The following is a 15,830-nucleotide window of genomic DNA, read 5'->3' as shown; positions in this document are numbered from 1 at the left end:
TGGTCCAGAATGCGTGAGGTCCGCGAGCCCCGTCCCGGAGGTCCCCGATGCTTCGCACCGCACCGCGCAGTGCGACCCGTTCGTCCAGCGACCGCACCGCGGTGGAACTGCTGGACCGCACCGGCATCGTCGCGGCGAGCCTGCCCCGGCGCCGCCGCACCGACGACGAAACCCCGGCCGCCGAACCGATCTACACCCGGCCGCCGGTGTGCGACCAGGACCTGCGCCCGAAGTCGGTGGTGATCCGGCGGCGGACCCGCACCTGGCTCGGCGGCGGGGCCGCGGTGCTGCTCGTCGCGGCCGGGTGGCTGGGCGGCGGCCTGTTCACCGGCAGCCTGTTCGCCCCGGCGCCGGACGGGGACGCGGCCGCGCTGGACACGCGCCCGGCCGTCGCCGCGGCGCCCGCGCCGGAGCCGCCGGCCCCGCAGGCGCCGGTCGTCGTCACGCCGGCGCCGAAGACCGTGTACGTGCCGGTGCCCGCGAAGCCGGCCCCGAGACAGGCGCCGGCGCAGGCGAAACCGCAGCCGAAGAAGCCGGTGCCGGACGACCAGGCCGAGGCCCGGGTCGACCTGCCGACCTCGTCGGCCCCGCCGTCGGCCACCAACCCGGTGCAAGCCTGGGTCAGCGCGGCCGAAAGCATGATGCAGCGCTACGGCGGACGCTGACCTCAGGCGCCGGACCAGCGGTATTCGTGCTCCGGGCGGCCGGTGGCGCCGTACCGCAAGCGCATCTGGACCGTCCCCGACTCCGCCAGCGCGGTGAGGTACCGCTGCGCCGTCGCCCGCGCCATCCCGAGTTCCCCGGCGACCTCCGCGGCCGAGAGCGGTCGGCCCGCCTTGCGCAAGGCCTCCGAAACCAGCCTTGACGTCGCCGTCGACTGGCCCTTCGGCGCGGACGTGCGGTCCTGGTCGTGCAGCACGCGGTACGCGCGGTCGACGTCGTCCTGGGCCAGGGCCCGGTCTTCGGCGAGCAGGCCGCGGAACCGCGCGTACGAGGTGAGGCGTTCCGCGAGCTGGCGGGTGGTGAACGGCTTGATCAGGTAGTTGAGCGCGCCCGCCCGGATGGCCGCGGCGACCGACGCGCTGTCGGTCGCCGCGGACAGCACGATCGTGTCGGTCTGCAGCTCCGGCAGCACCGCGAGCCCGGACTCGTCGGGCAGGTAGACGTCGAGCAGGACGAGGTCCGGCGAGAGCTCGCGGACGCGGGCCCTGGCCTCGGCGGCGGTGTGCGCGGTGCCGACCACCGCGAACCCGGCCACCTCCTCGACGAACCCGGCGTGCACGCCGGCGACCCGGAAGTCGTCGTCGACGATCAGGGTGCGGATCATCCGTCCTCCGTCAGCATTCCGGGCAGTTTGGCGACGAACAGCGCGCCCGTCTCGCCTTCGCCGGGGTCGGCCAGCCAGACGTCGCCGCCGCGGGCGCGGGCGGCCTGCCGGGCCAGCGCCAGGCCCAGGCCGTGGCCGGGCGCGATCTTCGTCGAGACGCCTTCGTCGAACAACGTCCGCCGCAGATCCGCCGGCACCCCGGGCCCACTGTCCACAACGGACACATGCAGGGTGCCGTCCTCGGCCAGCAGGCCGACTTCGACCGTGGCCGGCCGTCGCGGGCCCATCCGCGCGGCGTGCAGGGCGTTGTCGACGAGGTTGCCGATCACGGTGTTCGCGGCGATCGGGTCGGTCACCGTCGACGGCACCCAGCTGTCTTCGGCGAGCTTGAGGGCGAGGCCCTTTTCCTGCGCCTGCTCAGTTTTCGCGACGAGCAGCGCCTGCAGATAAGGGTCGGCGACCGCGTCGCCCAGCTCGCTCGGCCGCGCCGACGACGAGTCCGTCAACGTCTGCAGGTACTCGACGGCCTCGGTGTGGTGGCCGAGCTGCAGCAGCCCGTACAGCGTGTGGAGGCGGTTGGCGAACTCGTGCCGCTGGGCGCGCAGGCCGTCGGACAGCGCGCGGATGCCGTCGAGCTCGCGGGTGAGCGTGTCGAGGTCGGTGCGGTCGCGGAAGGTGAGCACGGTCCCGATGTCCCGGTCGTCCAGCCGGACCGCGCGCGAGTTGATCACCAGCACGCGATTCCCGGCCACCGCCAGGAGGTTGTCGACCGGACGACCTTCGGCGACGGCCTTGTGCAGCCGCGGGCTGAGCTCGAGCTCGGACATCGCCGCGCCGATCGGGAGTTCGGTGCCGAGCAGGCGTTCGGCTTCGGTGTTGCGCACCGAGACGCGCGTCGCCTCGTCGACGGCCAGGACGCCTTCGCCGATGCCGTGCAGCACGGCTTCGCGCTCGTAGAGCAACTCGGTGAGCTCGTGCGGTTCGAGGCCGTGCGTGACGCGCCGCAGCCGCCGGTTCAGCAGCGCCGACGCGCCCGCGCCGAGCAGCAGTGCGCCGCCGGCGAACAGCAGCGTGCTCACCAGGAGCTGGTTGAACGCGCCGATCGGCTGGGCCACCTCGAACCCGACGCTCACCTCGCCGACCACCCGGCCGCGGCCGGCCGTCCAGATCGGCGTCTTGCTGCGCACGGACAACCCGAGTGTCCCGCTCTGCACCGCGCTGACCTCGTCGAACCCGGCGAGCGCGCGGTCCGGGGGCGTGCTGACCGGCTTCCCGATCTCACTCGGCGTCGGATGCGCGAGCCGGATCCCCTTGTCGTCGGTGATCACCACGAACAGCGCGTCGTTGACCGTGGTGACGGCCAGCGCGCGCTCCTCGAGCGCCCCGCCCGGGATCTTCGCGGCGGCGTTCGCGACGACGACCGGGTCCGCCGCCACGGACTTCGCGATGGCCAGAGCGCGTTGCCCGTACTGCTCGGTGAGGGTGGACCGCAGCAGGACGCTGACCAGGGCGACCCCGAGTCCCACGACCAAGGCGACCACGCCGATCTGCAGCAGCAGCACCTGCCTGCTGAACCGCATGCGCGGGAAGAGCGCCCACTTTGGCATGGCTCGGAACCATACCCCCTGGTCAGCGGGGTGCGCTAAATGAGCAAAACATGCATAACGCGCACTTGCCACGCAGAACGTCGACAAGCTTCACGCGGCCGCTACGCCTGCTTAACGTCCCTTCCCAACGTGAGCCCCACCACGTGACGAAGGAGTCACTCCCCATGGTTCCCCCACTGATCGAACTCACCGGAGCCACCAAACGGTTCCCGAGCGGGTCCGGTTCCGTGCACACGGCCGTCCGCGACCTGACCATGACCGTGCAGCCCGGCGAGTTCGTCGCCGTCGTCGGCCCCACGGGGTGCGGCAAGTCGACGACGCTTTCGCTGGTCTCCGGGCTGCAGCCGCCGTCCGCCGGCCGGGTGCGGGTGAACGGCGAGGACGTGAAGTCCATTCCGGACGGTGTCGGCTACATGTTCCAGACCGACGCGGTGATGCCGTGGCGCTCGGTGCTCGACAACGTCGCTTCCGGCCCGCGCTTCCGCGGGGTGCCGAAGGCCGAGGCCCGCGCGCAGGCCGTCGACTGGATCGCCCGCGTCGGGCTCGCCGGGTTCGAGAAGTACTACCCGCACCAGCTCTCCGGCGGCATGCGCAAGCGCGTCGCGCTGGCCCAGACCCTCGTCACCAAGCCGAAGATCATGCTGATGGACGAGCCGTTCTCGGCGCTGGACGTCCAGACGCGGGCGCTGATGCAGGACGAGCTGCTGCGGTTGTGGTCCGGTTCGGGGGCCGCGGTGATCTTCGTGACGCACGACCTCGACGAGGCCATCGCGCTGGCGGACAAGGTCGTCGTGCTGACGACGTCGCCGGCCACCGTGAAGGACGTCTTCGAGATCCCGCTGGACCGGCCGCGGAAGGTGGAGGACCTGCGGCTGACCGAGGAGTTCCGCAAGCTCTACGCGGACATCTGGGAATCACTGCGCAGCGAGGTCGACAAGGCCCGTGAGAAGGGAGCGAACCGTGTCGCTTGAGACCCCCGCGGCGCCGGCCACTTCGCTGCCGGTGCTGGAAACCGAACAGGACATCCTCACGAAGGCCAAGCGGGCCACGTCCCGCCGCAAGCGCAACACCTGGCTGCTGCGGCTGGCGCTGGTCGTCGTCTGGCTGGGCAGCTGGGAGCTGACCGCGACCTACTGGATCGACCCGTTCTTCTACTCGAAGCCGTCCCGGATCTGGCAGCGGCTGGTCGAGTGGGTCACCAGCGGCACCGACTTCGGCTCGCTCTGGTACCAGCTGTGGGTCACCGTCGAGGAAGCGCTGGTCGGGTTCGCGATCGGCGCGGTGGCCGGCGTGATCTTCGGTGTGATCCTCGGCCGCAGCCAGTACCTGGCCGACGTGCTCGCGCCGTTCATCAAGGCCGCCAACGCGGTGCCGCGCATCGTGCTCGCCTCGCTGTTCGTGATCTGGTTCGGGCTGGGGCTGGCGTCGAAGGTCGCCACCGTCGTGGTGCTGGTGTTCTTCGTGGTGTTCTTCAACGCCTTCACCGGTGCCCGCGAGGTGGACCGCAACCTGATCGACAACGCGCGCATCCTCGGCGCGGGCCGGATGCAGGTGATCAAGGCGATCGTGCTGCCGAGCGCGACGTCGTGGATCCTGTCCTCGCTGCACACCGCGTTCGGCTTCGCGCTGATCGGCGCGGTCGTCGGCGAGTACGCCGGGTCCAAGGCCGGCATCGGCTTCCTGATTTCGAACGCGCAGGGCACGTTCGATTCCGCGGGCATCTACGCCGCGATGATCATCATCACCGTCGTCGCCCTCCTGGCGGAGTGGGGCATCGGGAACCTCGAGAACCGGCTGCTGCGGTGGCGGCCCTCGATGTCCGCCTCCAGCCAGACCGTCATCTGAGTCATCTGAAAGGACCGAATCGATGAGGATTCGCCGGATCGCCGTCGCGGTCACCGCGCTGACCGTGGTGGCCGGGCTGACCACCGCGTGCCAGGACTCCCGCGTCGCCGCCACGGGCGAAGGGGGCAAACCCAAGGTCACGATCATGGTCGGTGGCCTGGAAAAGGTCATCTACCTGCCGGCCATGCTGACCCAGCAGCTCGGCAACTTCGCCGCGCAGGGCATCGACGTCGAGCTGCAGAGCGAGCAGTCGGGCGCCAACGCCGAGACCGCGCTGGTGGCTGGCCAGGTCCAGGGCGTGGTCGGGTTCTACGACCACACGATCGACCTGCAGGCCAAGGACCAGTGCATCAAGAGCGTGGTGCAGCTGGCCAACATCCCCGGTGAGGCCGAGGTCGTCGGCACCGCGCACGCCGATCAGATCAAGAGCTCGGCCGACTTCAAGGGCAAGAAGCTGGGCGTGACGTCGCTCGGGTCGTCCACCGACTTCCTGACGAAGGCGCTGGCGGCCAAGGCGGGCGTCGGAGCCGACCAGTACACGCCGGTGAAGGTCGGCGCCGGGCAGACGTTCATCGCGAGCCTGGACAACGGCGGCATCGACGGCGGCATGACGACCGACCCGACGATCGCGCAGCTGACCAACACGGGCAAGGCGAAGGTGCTGTACGACCTGCGGACGGAAGCGGGCACGAAGGCCGCGCTCGGCGGGTTGTACCCGGCGTCGTCGCTGTACATGAGCTGCGACTTCGTGGACCGGAACAAGGACGCCGTGCAGAAGCTGGCCAACGCGTTCGTGGCCACGCTGAAGTGGATCGGGGAGCACAGCCCGGAGGAGATCGCGGCGAAGATGCCGCCGTCCTACAGCGGTGGCGACAAGGCGCTGTACATCAAGTCCGTCAAGGACAGCATCGGGATGTTCAACAAGGACGGCAAGATGGACGCCGCCGGCGCGAAGAACGTGCTCGAGGTGCTTTCGAGTTTCTCGAAGAACGTGCAGCCGAAGAAGGATTCGATCGACCTGTCGAAGACCTACACGACGGAGTTCGTCGACGCGGCCGCGAAACAGGGCTGAAGCCCCGCTCACCTGACCGGGCGGTAGGTGAGCGTCATGGACCCGTGAAGGCCTCTTTTCCCCCGCGGAGGCCTTCACGGGTCTTTTCCGCTCAATTCCGGCAAATGGTGAGTATTTCCCGGAATGTGAAGACCCTTCGAAAGTAGCTACCTTCTTTTCGGGGCGGCTCCAACACTGGTGACACGGTTTTCCCGGTCCCCATCGGTGAACGGAGTCCCCCATGTCCAGGTTCCTCGCGTCGCGCACGGTTCGCGTGCTCACGGCGGCCGCCGCGGCCGCGGCCGGCCTCGCCGTCTCCGGTACCGCCCACGCCGCGGTCGAGTATGGCGCCCACTTCCACGGCCACCAGTTCTCCGGCGGCAACTGGGGTGGTTACGTCAGCTTCGGCAGCTTCACCACGGCGACGGCGAGCTGGACCGAGCCGTCGGTGACGTGCAACTCGAGCAACGACCTGTTCGCACCCTGGGTCGGCATCGACGGCGACGGATCGTCCACAGTGGAGCAGACGGGTGTCGAGACGGACTGCTCCAGCGGCCGCCCGGTGTACTCGGCCTGGTACGAGATGTACCCGGCCGCCCCGGTGTACTACAGCGTGTCGGTCAGCGCGGGCGACCACATCACGGCCACGGTGACCCGCACGGCGACGAACACCTACCGCCTCGACCTGTCCGACACGACCAAGGGCTGGTCGAAGTCGACGACGAAGTCCCTGACGTCGAGGCACGCCTCGGCGGAGGCGATCATCGAGTCCCCGACGGACTCGTACCCGTCGATCTCCGGCGGCGTCAAGTTCACCGGGGTCAAGTTCAACGGAACGAACCTGGCCTCGACGAGCCCGTCGGGCCTGAACGCCGACGACCGCGGCACCTACACGTGGATCCCGGGCGCCATCGGCTCGGACGGCCAGAGCTTCACCATTTCGCGCCACTGAGTCATTTCCAGCAGCGTCACTTCAGGTTGTTGATCGCCCAGGCGACCACCATCACCGCCAGCACCAGCGACACGACCGCCTGCAGCATCATCGTCATCTTGGCCCAGATCCGCAGGGGCATGACGTCGGTGGGGCTGAAGGCGGCCGCGTTGGTGAACGAGAAGTACAGGTAGTCCAAATAGGACGGCTCCCAGTCCTGGTGCGCCAGGCCCGGGTCGGCCATCTGCGGGAACTGCAGGTCGGGGAACTCCGCCCGGCCCGCGGCCCGCCGGCCCGGGCCGCCGCGGTCGAACTCCCAGTACCACAGCGAAAACGCGACGATGTTCGTCCAGTACACGATGCCGCCGGTCACCAGGACCGCGCCGGCGCGGTCGCCGATCGTGCCGGTGGCGATGTCGTAGACCAGCGATACCGCGGAGAACGCGTTCACCGCCGTCACGGTCGCGACGAGCAGCAGGGAGATCACCCGCTCGACCGCGCTGAACTGGGTCATCCGGCCCGGGTTGGCCAGCAGCAGCGCGACGACGAGCAACCCGGACACCGCGGGCAGCAGCCACCACGGGTTCAGCGCCATGTCGTCGGGCAGGACGACCTGCAGCACGAGCGTGGCGACGACCACGCCCATCGCGGGCCAGCGCGTCTCGCCGGAGGTGCGACGGCGCCAAGCGGGAAGGGCCTCTTCGGTCACCGGCTCACGTTAGGTCGCCGCCGCCGGGCGCGCCAACGCTCGCCGCGCCCGGCAGTTTGCGGGCCACGTCCGTCCGCGACCGCGCGCCCAGCTTCCGCAGCACCTTCGCCACGTGCTGCTCGACCGTCCGCGGCGAAAGGAACAGCCCGTCCGCGATCTCCCGGTTCGTCCGGCCCTCCGCCAGCATCCGCGCCACTTCGCGCTCCCGCGGCGACAGCTCGCTGCCGTACCCACGCCGTCCGCGTTGCGATGGTGCCCACGCGCCGTGCTCGCGCAGCTGGTGGCGGCAGCGGCCGGCGTCGCGGGTCGCGCCGAGCTGCTCGTACGCCTCGGCTGCCGCGGTCAGCTCGTCGACTGCCGACCGGTTGCCCGCCGCGAGGCGGCACATCGACGCGCGTTCGCGCATGGCCGTCGCGGGGTAGGGCATCGGCAGGGCCGCGTAACCGGACGCGGCTTCGTCGAACAGAGTCGCTGCGGCCAGGTGCTTGGCCCGCGCCTCCAGCAGCACCGCCCGGCCCGCCACCAGCGCCGCCGTGGCGACCGGTGCGTCGCGGCCCTCGATGCCGCGCGCGAACGCCTCGACGACGTTGTCGGCTTCCGGCCAGCGTCCGGCGCGCGCGTACGCCTGCGCCGCCGCCGGGACCAGCGCCGCCGCCCAGATCCAGACGCCCTTGCGGCCGGCCGCGGCGACCGCCGTGTCGGCCGCCGCGCACGCGCCGTCGACGTCGTCGGTCGCCAGCAGCACCGAGATCAGCACCCCGGCCGCCGACAGCACCACCGGGATCGGGCCGCGGTCCGGCGCGTGCACGCTCGCCGCGGCCAGGTGCCGTTGCGCCGCCGCGAACTCGCCGCGCACGGCCGCGAGCCCGCCGAGCACCAGCGACGACTCCATGACGATCGGGCCGAGCTCCGGGTAGCTGTCCCGCAGCTGCTCGGCGGCTTCGGCGAGGCCGGTCCAGCGGCCGCGCACCCAGTCCAGCCGGACGCGGGTGCCCTGGATCAGGCCGATCGCGTACAGCGCGCCGGCGTCGGTCGCGCGCCGGACGCCTTCGGTCACCAGCCGTTCGGCGCGGTCGAGGTGCCCGGCCCACGACTGCCCGTCGGCGAGGTTGCACCACAGCCGGGCCAGCTGGACGCGTTCGGCGACGGTGCCGACCGTGTCCGACAGCGCTTCGAACTCCGCCCACGCCGAGCCGTCGCCGACGTGCGACGCGGCGGCGATGCGGTCGGCGGTCAGCGCGAGCCGCAGCTCGGGGTCTTCGAGCCGCTCGTACACCTCGCCCGCGCGGGCGCGCCAGGCTTCGTGCCACGCCAGCGGCGTCAGCCCGTCGATCGGCTGGGCGAGCAGCGTGATCCCGCGCGCGGCGAGGTCCGGCCGGTCGGTCAGCTCGCCGACCGCGCGCTCGACCTCGAGCCGGCCGCGGCCGAGCCCGCCGGTGGTCCGGACCAGCAGCATGCCGAGGCTCAGCCGGATCGACCCGCGGACCGACGGCGGCAGCGTCACCTCTTCGAGGACGCGTTCGAGCGTGCCGAGCACGTCGGGGCGGAACCCCCGAAGCGCGACCTGGCTCAGCTTGCCCGCCACCCGCCCGATGTCGGCCTGCGCGGGACCGGGCTCGGCGAGCACCGACTGCAGGAGGTCGATCGCGCGGGACGTCTCGCCGCGGGTGATCGCCTCGTCGGCGGCGGCTTCGGCGTAGTGTCGCCACTGGTCGACGCGGCCGGCCGCACGGGAGTGCCGGGCCAGCAGGGTGAGCGGCGGGGACGGCTGCGCGGCGAGCACGCGGATCGCCTGCGCGTGCAGCAACGCGCGTTCGGGACCGCTCACGGTGTCGTAGACCGCCTTGCGTGCCAGCGGGTGCCGGAAGCCGTACCGGCCGTCGCCGACTTCGCCGAGCACACCGCCGGAGAGGGCGGCGAGCAGCGCGCTGCGGAGGGCGTCGTCGGTGAGCCCGGCCAGCTCGCCGAGCACGGCGGCTTCGGCGCCGACGCCGAGCACCGCGGCCGCGCCGGCCAGCCGGACGGCGTGTTCGGGCAGCGCGGAGAGCCGTTCGGTGACGGCTTCCCGGAGCAGCACCGGGACTTCGAGGTTCTCCAGCAACCGGTCCGAGAGCACCTCGCCGACCGGGAGCCGGTCGGCCGCTTCCTTCAGCGCCCGCAGCGTTTCCTCGGTCACGAACGGGATCCCGGCGGTGCACTCGTGCAGCTTCGCGGCGAATTCGTCGGTGACGCGGGGCAGGTCGAGGATGTCGGCGGCCAGCTTGCGCACGGCCGTGACGTCGAGCGCGCCGAGCGCGACCCGGGCGGAGTGGACGGCCGGGTCGGTGCGGAACGGCGCGCCGAGGGGACCGGGCCGGACATCGGTTGCCGACCGGTAGGTGGCGACCACCGCCAGCTCCGGCGGCATCGCCCCGGCGAGGAACCGCACGAGGTCCCGGGTGTCCTCGTCGGCCCACTGGAGGTCGTCGATCAGCACGAGCGTGGGGCCGCACGCGACCAGCAGCTCCCGCACCGCGCGGAACACGCGGTGCCGCTCGGCGACCGGGTCGGCGAGCGGGTCCGGCCGCGGGGGAAGCGCTTCCGCGAGTTCCGGCAGCAACGGCCGCAGCACGCCGGCGACCGGGCTGAGCGGCCCGAGCGGACGGTCGCCCACCGCGCGAAGCGCTTCCAGGACGGGCCCGTAGGGAAAGGGTTCCCGCAGCGGCTGGCAGGCGCCGGTGAGGACGCGGCCGCCGTCGAACTCCTTGCGGCGGCCGATCTCCGCGAGCAGCCGGGTGCGGCCCATCCCCGGCTCGCCCTCGATCAGGACGGCGGCCGGACGCTGTTTCAGCACGGCGACGATGGCGTCGAGCTCGGTGTCGCGGCCGGTCAGCCGGGCGGGTCCGGACCGGACGGATACCGAGGTGGGGCGGGGGGCGGTCAGCCACATATGACCTCCTCGACGCGCACCGAAGACCGTGCGCGGGAGCCTAAGCAGCGCCGATCCGTCCGTAAACCGTTCACCGAATACGTGGTCGCTGCGGTTGTCACACGTCCGCCTACCGACCGTCACCGGTTTGCTGCGGGAACCGGGGGTATCGGGTCACCCTGCGTGCGAAACCCCGGCCGATCGCACGTTCGAACGTCGCTTAACGCGTTCGTGTACAGCAGATGGCTACTGAAAGTAGTTCACGGAAACCCTACTTACGGACCTGTCCGACCGGGTGACACGCGGGGCTTGAGCCCGGCTGGAGCAGGGGATACGTCCGCGGTGAATGCGTATACCCATTCGCCGGGCGCCCGGATTGCACCGTAACGCCCACGCCGGGGACGCTCACCTGGGGGAGTACCACTGCGTGGCCGGTGCGGAGCCGCGCGTAACCACCTAGGGAGAAGCATGAAGATCGCGAGACTTCTCGGTGCCGCTGCGACCGCGGTGATGGCGACGGGCGCGCTGGCCGCGACCGCCGTTCCCGCGTCGGGCCAGGACCTGCTGAACCCGGACATCGTGCCCGCCATGCAGCGCGACCTGGGCCTGACCCACGACCAGGCGCTCACGCGGCTGAAGAACGAGGATGTCGCGAACCGGGTGACCGAATCGCTCACCGCGGCACTCGGCGACGCGTTCGGCGGTGCCACCTACAACGCCGCCACGGGCAAGGCGCACGTCACGACGACGAACGCCGGGCTGGTCGCCAAGATCCGCGAAGCCGGGGCGGAGGCGGAGGTCGTGCGGTTCAGCGCGCGCCAGCTCAACTCCACTGTGGACCGGCTGAACGCCGCCGACAAGGCCGCGCCCGCCGCGATCACCGGCTGGGGTGTCGACGACGCCACCAACCGCGTCACCCTGGACGTGCTGCAGGGCCAGCGGGCCGCCGCGGACGCGTTCCTCGTCAAGTCCGGTGTGGACAAATCCGCGGTGACGATCCGCGAAACGGCGTCGGCACCGACCACCTACGCCAACATTCGCGGCGGCGACGCCTACTACATCGGCGGTTCGGCGCGCTGCTCGGTCGGCTTCGCGACCACGACCGGCTTCGTCACCGCCGGCCACTGCGGTGCGCTCACCGGCGGCGGCTCGCTGACCGGGTCCAACGGCGCCGCGCTCGGCAGCTGGATCACCTACCGGTTCCCGGGTGTCGACTACGCGGCGGTCCGGACCAACAGCAGCTGGACCCCGGTCGCGCAGATGAACAACGGCACCGCGGTGCGCGGGTCGTCCAACGCGGCGACCGGCACGTCGGTCTGCAAGGCCGGCTCCACCACCGGCTGGACCTGCGGCACCATCGGCGCCAAGAACCAGAGCGTCCGCTACTCCGAGGGCACGGTCAACGGCATGACCGCGACCAACGTCCACTCGGCGGCCGGTGACTCGGGTGGCGGCTTCATCGCCGGCAACTACGCGCAGGGCGTCCTGTCCGGCGGCAACACGTCCGTGACCTACTTCTACCCGATCGCCGGCGCGCTCTCCGGCACCGGCACCACGCTCAAGACCAGCTGAGGTTTCCTCCAGGACAGCGAAAGGGCGGGTTTCGGGCGCCTCCAGCGCGCCCGAAACCCGCCCTTCGTCCTCGCCGCGGGAATGGGAGGTTCAGGGGTCAGACGTTGCTGATCTCCTCGATCAGCCCGTCGACGTCGAAGTGCGCGCTCTCTTCGCCGAGCGGCACGAGTTCGGTGGACGCGTCCAGGAAGGTCCGGACGTCCTCGACTTCGAGCTCGAACGACGCATAGCCGTCCGGTGACTCGATTTCCAGGGTGAGGAAGTCTTCGTCTTCGGAGAGGTCCGGGCGGATCCGGACGTCCCCGAGCCCGGCCGGCTCGTCGAGCCCGGCCACGAGCAGGTCACGCGCGAAGGTCCACTCGATCCACCGGCCCCGCTCGGTCCGGAAGGACACGGTCACCGCGAACGGCTCGTGCGAGTGGTAGGACAGGCGCGACAGGACGGGCGTGGTGCTCTCGTTCAGCAGCACGAACTGGCTCTGGTGTACGGCGTCGGTGTGCACGGCCCCTCCTGGAGTCTCGCGGTCGGTTCGCGCGGCGCGAACTGTTCGGCAAGGAGATGACCAGGGGCTTCGGTCATGACGAGGAAAGTCCGACGTTCACTTGATCGGTTGCATCCGTCCATTGTGGTGTAACACCGGGCACATACCCCTTGCGTTCGGGCGGCCACGGCTGGTGACGGCGACCTACGGCTCCAGCGGCAGCGTGAGCCCGACCTTGACCCGGTCCATCGCCACGCTCGTCGTGAAGTGCCGGACGTTCGGGTTGTCGAAGAACATCCGCCGGGTGAACGCCTCGAAGCCCGCCATGTCCGGGCACGTCACGATCAGCACGAAGTCCGCGTTGCCGGTCACGTAGTAACACTGCTGCACGCAGTCGTCGGCGAGGATCTGGCGGCGGAACGCGTCGAGGACCGCCAGGTTCTCCCGCTCCATCTCGACCATCACCACGAACGTCATGCTGAGCCCGAGCGCCGCCGGGGACAGCACGGCCACCTCGCGCTCGATGACGCCCGTTTCGCGCAGCCGTTTGATCCGCCGTTGCACCGCCGCGGCCGAGAGCCCGACCTTCGCGCCGATGGTTTCGGCGATGGTGCGGGCGTCGGCCTGGAGGCAGGCGAGGATGGCGATGTCGAGCTGGTCGAGGTCGGGTGTCGGCACCTCAGCAGGCTAACCGGCACCCCCGACAATCCGCCCGCGTTCACCCCTCCGTGATGTCGCTCACTACTCCCTCCGGGGGGAAGATGAAACAACTTTCTTCGTGACCTGGAACACAACTGGCCGGTCTACCAGGGGGTAGCCCATAGAAGTGGTAGACCAGCCGGTCGCCCGCCTACCCGCCGGCGTGGGGAGGCTCTCCCGTGCCCGCACCTGCCGCCGTGTTGACCGGCCTCGGTTCGTGGTTGCCGACGAAAGTCCTGGACAACCACGAAATCGCCGCCCGGCTCGACACCTCGGACGAGTGGATCCGGACCCGCACCGGGATCCGCGAGCGCCGCGTCGCCGGGCCCGGGGAGTCCACTGTGGATCTTGCGGTGGCGGCGGGCCGCGAAGCGCTCGGGGGCGGCTCCGCCGACGCCGTCGTGCTCGCCACCGCCACGCCCGACCAGCCCTGCCCGGCCAGCGCGCCGCAGGTCGCCGCCCGGCTCGGGCTCGGCACCGCGGCCGCATTTGATGTCAACGCCGTGTGCAGCGGCTTCGTCTACGCGCTGGCCACGGCGGCCGGGTTCATCGCGGGCGGCCTGGCCGAGCGCGTGCTCGTCGTCGGCGCGGACACCTTCACCACGCTCGTCGACCCCAACGACCGCACCACCGTCCCGATCTTCGGCGACGGCGCCGGCGCGGTCCTCCTGCGGGCCGGCGACGCCGACGAGCCCGGCGCGTTCGGGCCGTTCGACCTGCACAGCGAGGGCGAGCACGCCGAACTGCTGTGGGTCGAGGCGGGCGGCGCCCGGAAGCGGCTTTCCGACACCCCGGCCGACCGCTTCCTCGCGATGCAGGGCACCGCGGTCTTCCGGCACGCCTGCGCGCGGATGGCGGAGTCGTCGCGCACCGTCCTGGAGCGCGCGGGCTGGATGGTCGGCGACGTCGACCGCTTCGTCGGGCACCAGGCGAACATCCGGATCCTCCAGGCGACGGCGAAGCAGCTCGGGATGCCGGCCGACGCCGTGGTCGCCAACATCGACCGGGTCGGCAACACCAGCGCCGCGTCCATCCCGCTCGCGCTGGCCGACGCCCGCGCCGATGGGACCCTCGCGCCCGGCCACCGCGTCCTGCTCAGCGCGTTCGGCGCGGGCCTGACCTGGGGTTCGACGGTGCTGCGCTGGCCGGATCTGGGTCAGCTCTGAGGGTCCAGGTGGGCGTCACCGCTTGGCGGCCGCGCAGCTCAAGCTCGCCGTGCTTCTCCCAGTAGGCGGCTTCGCTGGGCAGTGCCGCGGAGACGACGGCGTCGCTGGCGAGGACCCGTGACGGGACCGCCTTGGCGAGCTCGGTGAGCCGCGCGGCCTCGTTGACCGCGTCGCCGATCACGGTGTATTCGAGCCGGCTGCTGGTGCCGAGCTGCCCGGCGAACACGGGCCCGCTCGAGACGCCGATGCCCAGGTCGAGCTCGCCGGCCTCGCGCACGGCGTCCCGGATCGCCCGCGCCGCGGCCAGCGCGGCCGTCTGCGCGTCCGCGAGCCGCGTCGGCGCCCCGAAGATGCACAGCGCGGCGTCGCCCTGGAACTTGTTGACCAGCCCACCGCGCGCGTTGACCGCGGAGACGACGACGGCGAACAGCCGGTTCAGCTTCCCGACCAGCTCCTCCGGCGGGGTGCGGTAGGCGAGCGCGGTCGAGTCGACGACGTCGACGAACAACGCCGTGACCTCGCGGACATCGCCCGAGAGGGAGGCACCGTATTCGAGGGCGTGCCGGGCGACGTCGGCGCCGACGTGCCTGCCGAACAGGTCCCGCATCCGAGCCTGTTCGCGCAGCCCGGCGGAGAGCTGGTTGACCGACGTCTGGAGCCGGCCGATCTCGCTGGAGTCGTCGACGTCGACCGTGACGTCGTTGTTGCCGCGGGCGATCTCGTCGAGCGCCACGCGCAGCCGGTGCAGCGGCGCCGCGACCGCCCTGGCCAGCAGCGCGGTGCCGATCGCGCCGACGCCGAGTCCGATCACCGACAGCATGACCAGGCTCGCGGTGTGGTCGCCCGAGCCCAGGTCCGGCGGCGTGGCGACGAGCAGCACGCCGACGAACGGGACGCCGCTGGCCAGCGCCCAGGTGACGATCAGCCGGGTCAGCACGGTGACCGGCAGCGACCCGCGCGGCGGCAGGACGTCCAGCGCGATCGTCATCACCGGCCGCGCCACCCACTCGGCGGCGAGGTAGGTGAGCCCGACGGTGGTGAGGCCGCCGAGCCCGATCACGGTCGCCATGCCGACGGCGTCGTCGCCCGAGCCGAGCACCCCGGCGAGCACGGACAGGACAACGGTCCCGATGAGCCACAGCGTGCCGCTGACCAGGGCCATGTCGACGGGCAGCCGCAGCGCGCGCCGCGCCTCGCTCTCCGACGGCGGGCGGCCGAGCACGAACCAGATCGCGGTGCGCCGCTGCAGCCACGCCGTCCACAGCGTCCCGGCGAGCAGCGAGCCGGCGACGATCCCGGCGGCGGTCAGCCCGAGCAGCCAGCCGCGGTCCCCGACGTCACTGGGCAGGCCCTGCAGCAGCAGGAGCAGCGCGACGACGCCGGAGCCGGCGACGCTCGAGCCGATGCCCAGCCCGGCGAAGCCCAGGCTGGTGCGCAACACCACCCGGACGTTCTTCACGGCGATCTTGCGCACGGACTTGATCGTACGGCCGAAAATGCGTGGCCACCGCCGGTGGCCGCTGGTTACCGTGCG

The 15,830-nt window shown here is 71.5% G+C and carries 14 protein-coding genes; 7 read left to right on the top strand and 7 right to left on the bottom strand.

What is annotated here, in order from left to right; all coding sequences use genetic code 11:
* Positions 1–47 precede the first annotated feature (47 nt).
* The gene (locus OO60_RS05780) at positions 48–665 is read left to right on the top strand and encodes a hypothetical protein (protein WP_033260982.1); all 618 of its coding nucleotides are present in this window, start codon (positions 48–50) and stop codon (positions 663–665) included.
* A 2-nt stretch (positions 666–667) separates the two neighbouring features.
* Here the strand turns inward: OO60_RS05780 and OO60_RS05775 are convergent, their stop codons facing one another.
* On the bottom strand, positions 668–1,327 hold the full coding sequence (locus OO60_RS05775) for a response regulator (RefSeq protein ID WP_003100727.1): 660 nt from the start codon (positions 1,325–1,327) through the stop codon (positions 668–670).
* A complete protein-coding gene (locus OO60_RS05770; RefSeq protein WP_003100729.1) occupies positions 1,324–2,907 on the bottom strand; it encodes a sensor histidine kinase in 1,584 nt (527 codons plus the stop codon). The genes OO60_RS05775 and OO60_RS05770 overlap by 4 nt, the downstream gene beginning before the upstream one ends.
* A 191-nt stretch (positions 2,908–3,098) precedes the next feature.
* On the opposite strand from OO60_RS05770, the gene OO60_RS05765 reads away from it, so the two are divergent.
* The 4 genes from OO60_RS05765 (at position 3,099) to OO60_RS05750 (ending at position 6,782) form a co-directional block, all read left to right on the top strand.
* A complete protein-coding gene (locus OO60_RS05765; RefSeq protein WP_003100731.1) occupies positions 3,099–3,905 on the top strand; it encodes an ABC transporter ATP-binding protein in 807 nt (268 codons plus the stop codon).
* Complete coding sequence (locus tag OO60_RS05760) at positions 3,895–4,779, top strand: ABC transporter permease (protein ID WP_003100733.1); 885 nt, start codon at positions 3,895–3,897, stop codon at positions 4,777–4,779. The genes OO60_RS05765 and OO60_RS05760 overlap by 11 nt, the downstream gene beginning before the upstream one ends.
* Positions 4,780–4,801: 22 nt before the next feature.
* Positions 4,802–5,851, top strand: a complete 1,050-nt coding sequence (locus OO60_RS05755; RefSeq protein WP_003100736.1) for an ABC transporter substrate-binding protein — start codon at positions 4,802–4,804, stop codon at positions 5,849–5,851.
* A 220-nt stretch (positions 5,852–6,071) separates the two neighbouring features.
* Positions 6,072–6,782: a G1 family glutamic endopeptidase gene (locus OO60_RS05750; RefSeq protein ID WP_003100739.1), complete on the top strand. Its 711-nt coding sequence runs from the start codon at positions 6,072–6,074 to the stop codon at positions 6,780–6,782.
* A gap of 16 nt (positions 6,783–6,798) precedes the next feature.
* Here the strand turns inward: OO60_RS05750 and OO60_RS05745 are convergent, their stop codons facing one another.
* A complete protein-coding gene (locus OO60_RS05745) occupies positions 6,799–7,407 on the bottom strand; it encodes a DUF1345 domain-containing protein (protein WP_003100740.1) in 609 nt (202 codons plus the stop codon).
* 67 nt (positions 7,408–7,474) lie between these two features.
* The gene (locus tag OO60_RS05740; protein WP_033260981.1) at positions 7,475–10,399 is read right to left on the bottom strand and encodes an ATP-binding protein; all 2,925 of its coding nucleotides are present in this window, start codon (positions 10,397–10,399) and stop codon (positions 7,475–7,477) included.
* Between the two features lie 447 nt (positions 10,400–10,846).
* On the opposite strand from OO60_RS05740, the gene OO60_RS05735 reads away from it, so the two are divergent.
* Positions 10,847–11,950 carry a S1 family peptidase gene (locus OO60_RS05735; RefSeq protein ID WP_003100741.1) on the top strand — a complete coding sequence of 368 codons (1,104 nt, stop codon included), beginning with the start codon at positions 10,847–10,849 and terminating at the stop codon, positions 11,948–11,950.
* A gap of 97 nt (positions 11,951–12,047) precedes the next feature.
* Here the strand turns inward: OO60_RS05735 and OO60_RS05730 are convergent, their stop codons facing one another.
* Positions 12,048–12,452 carry an SsgA family sporulation/cell division regulator gene (locus OO60_RS05730; protein ID WP_003100742.1) on the bottom strand — a complete coding sequence of 135 codons (405 nt, stop codon included), beginning with the start codon at positions 12,450–12,452 and terminating at the stop codon, positions 12,048–12,050.
* A gap of 183 nt (positions 12,453–12,635) precedes the next feature.
* Positions 12,636–13,109 carry an Lrp/AsnC family transcriptional regulator gene (locus OO60_RS05725; protein ID WP_003100743.1) on the bottom strand — a complete coding sequence of 158 codons (474 nt, stop codon included), beginning with the start codon at positions 13,107–13,109 and terminating at the stop codon, positions 12,636–12,638.
* Between the two features lie 200 nt (positions 13,110–13,309).
* On the opposite strand from OO60_RS05725, the gene OO60_RS05720 reads away from it, so the two are divergent.
* Positions 13,310–14,296 (top strand): beta-ketoacyl-ACP synthase III, encoded by a 987-nt coding sequence (locus tag OO60_RS05720; protein ID WP_033260980.1) that lies wholly within the window; start codon positions 13,310–13,312, stop codon positions 14,294–14,296.
* On the opposite strand, the gene OO60_RS05715 is transcribed toward OO60_RS05720, so the two are convergent.
* On the bottom strand, positions 14,226–15,770 hold the full coding sequence (locus OO60_RS05715) for an adenylate/guanylate cyclase domain-containing protein (RefSeq protein WP_244885488.1): 1,545 nt from the start codon (positions 15,768–15,770) through the stop codon (positions 14,226–14,228). The two genes, OO60_RS05720 and OO60_RS05715, sit on opposite strands and share 71 nt — an antisense overlap.
* Positions 15,771–15,830 lie beyond the last annotated feature (60 nt).

The organism is Amycolatopsis vancoresmycina (assembly GCF_000716785.1).
Taxonomy (GTDB): domain Bacteria; phylum Actinomycetota; class Actinomycetes; order Mycobacteriales; family Pseudonocardiaceae; genus Amycolatopsis; species Amycolatopsis vancoresmycina.
The sequence above is the reverse complement of the archived record's forward strand: the minus strand, read 5'-3'. Positions and strand labels throughout refer to the sequence as shown.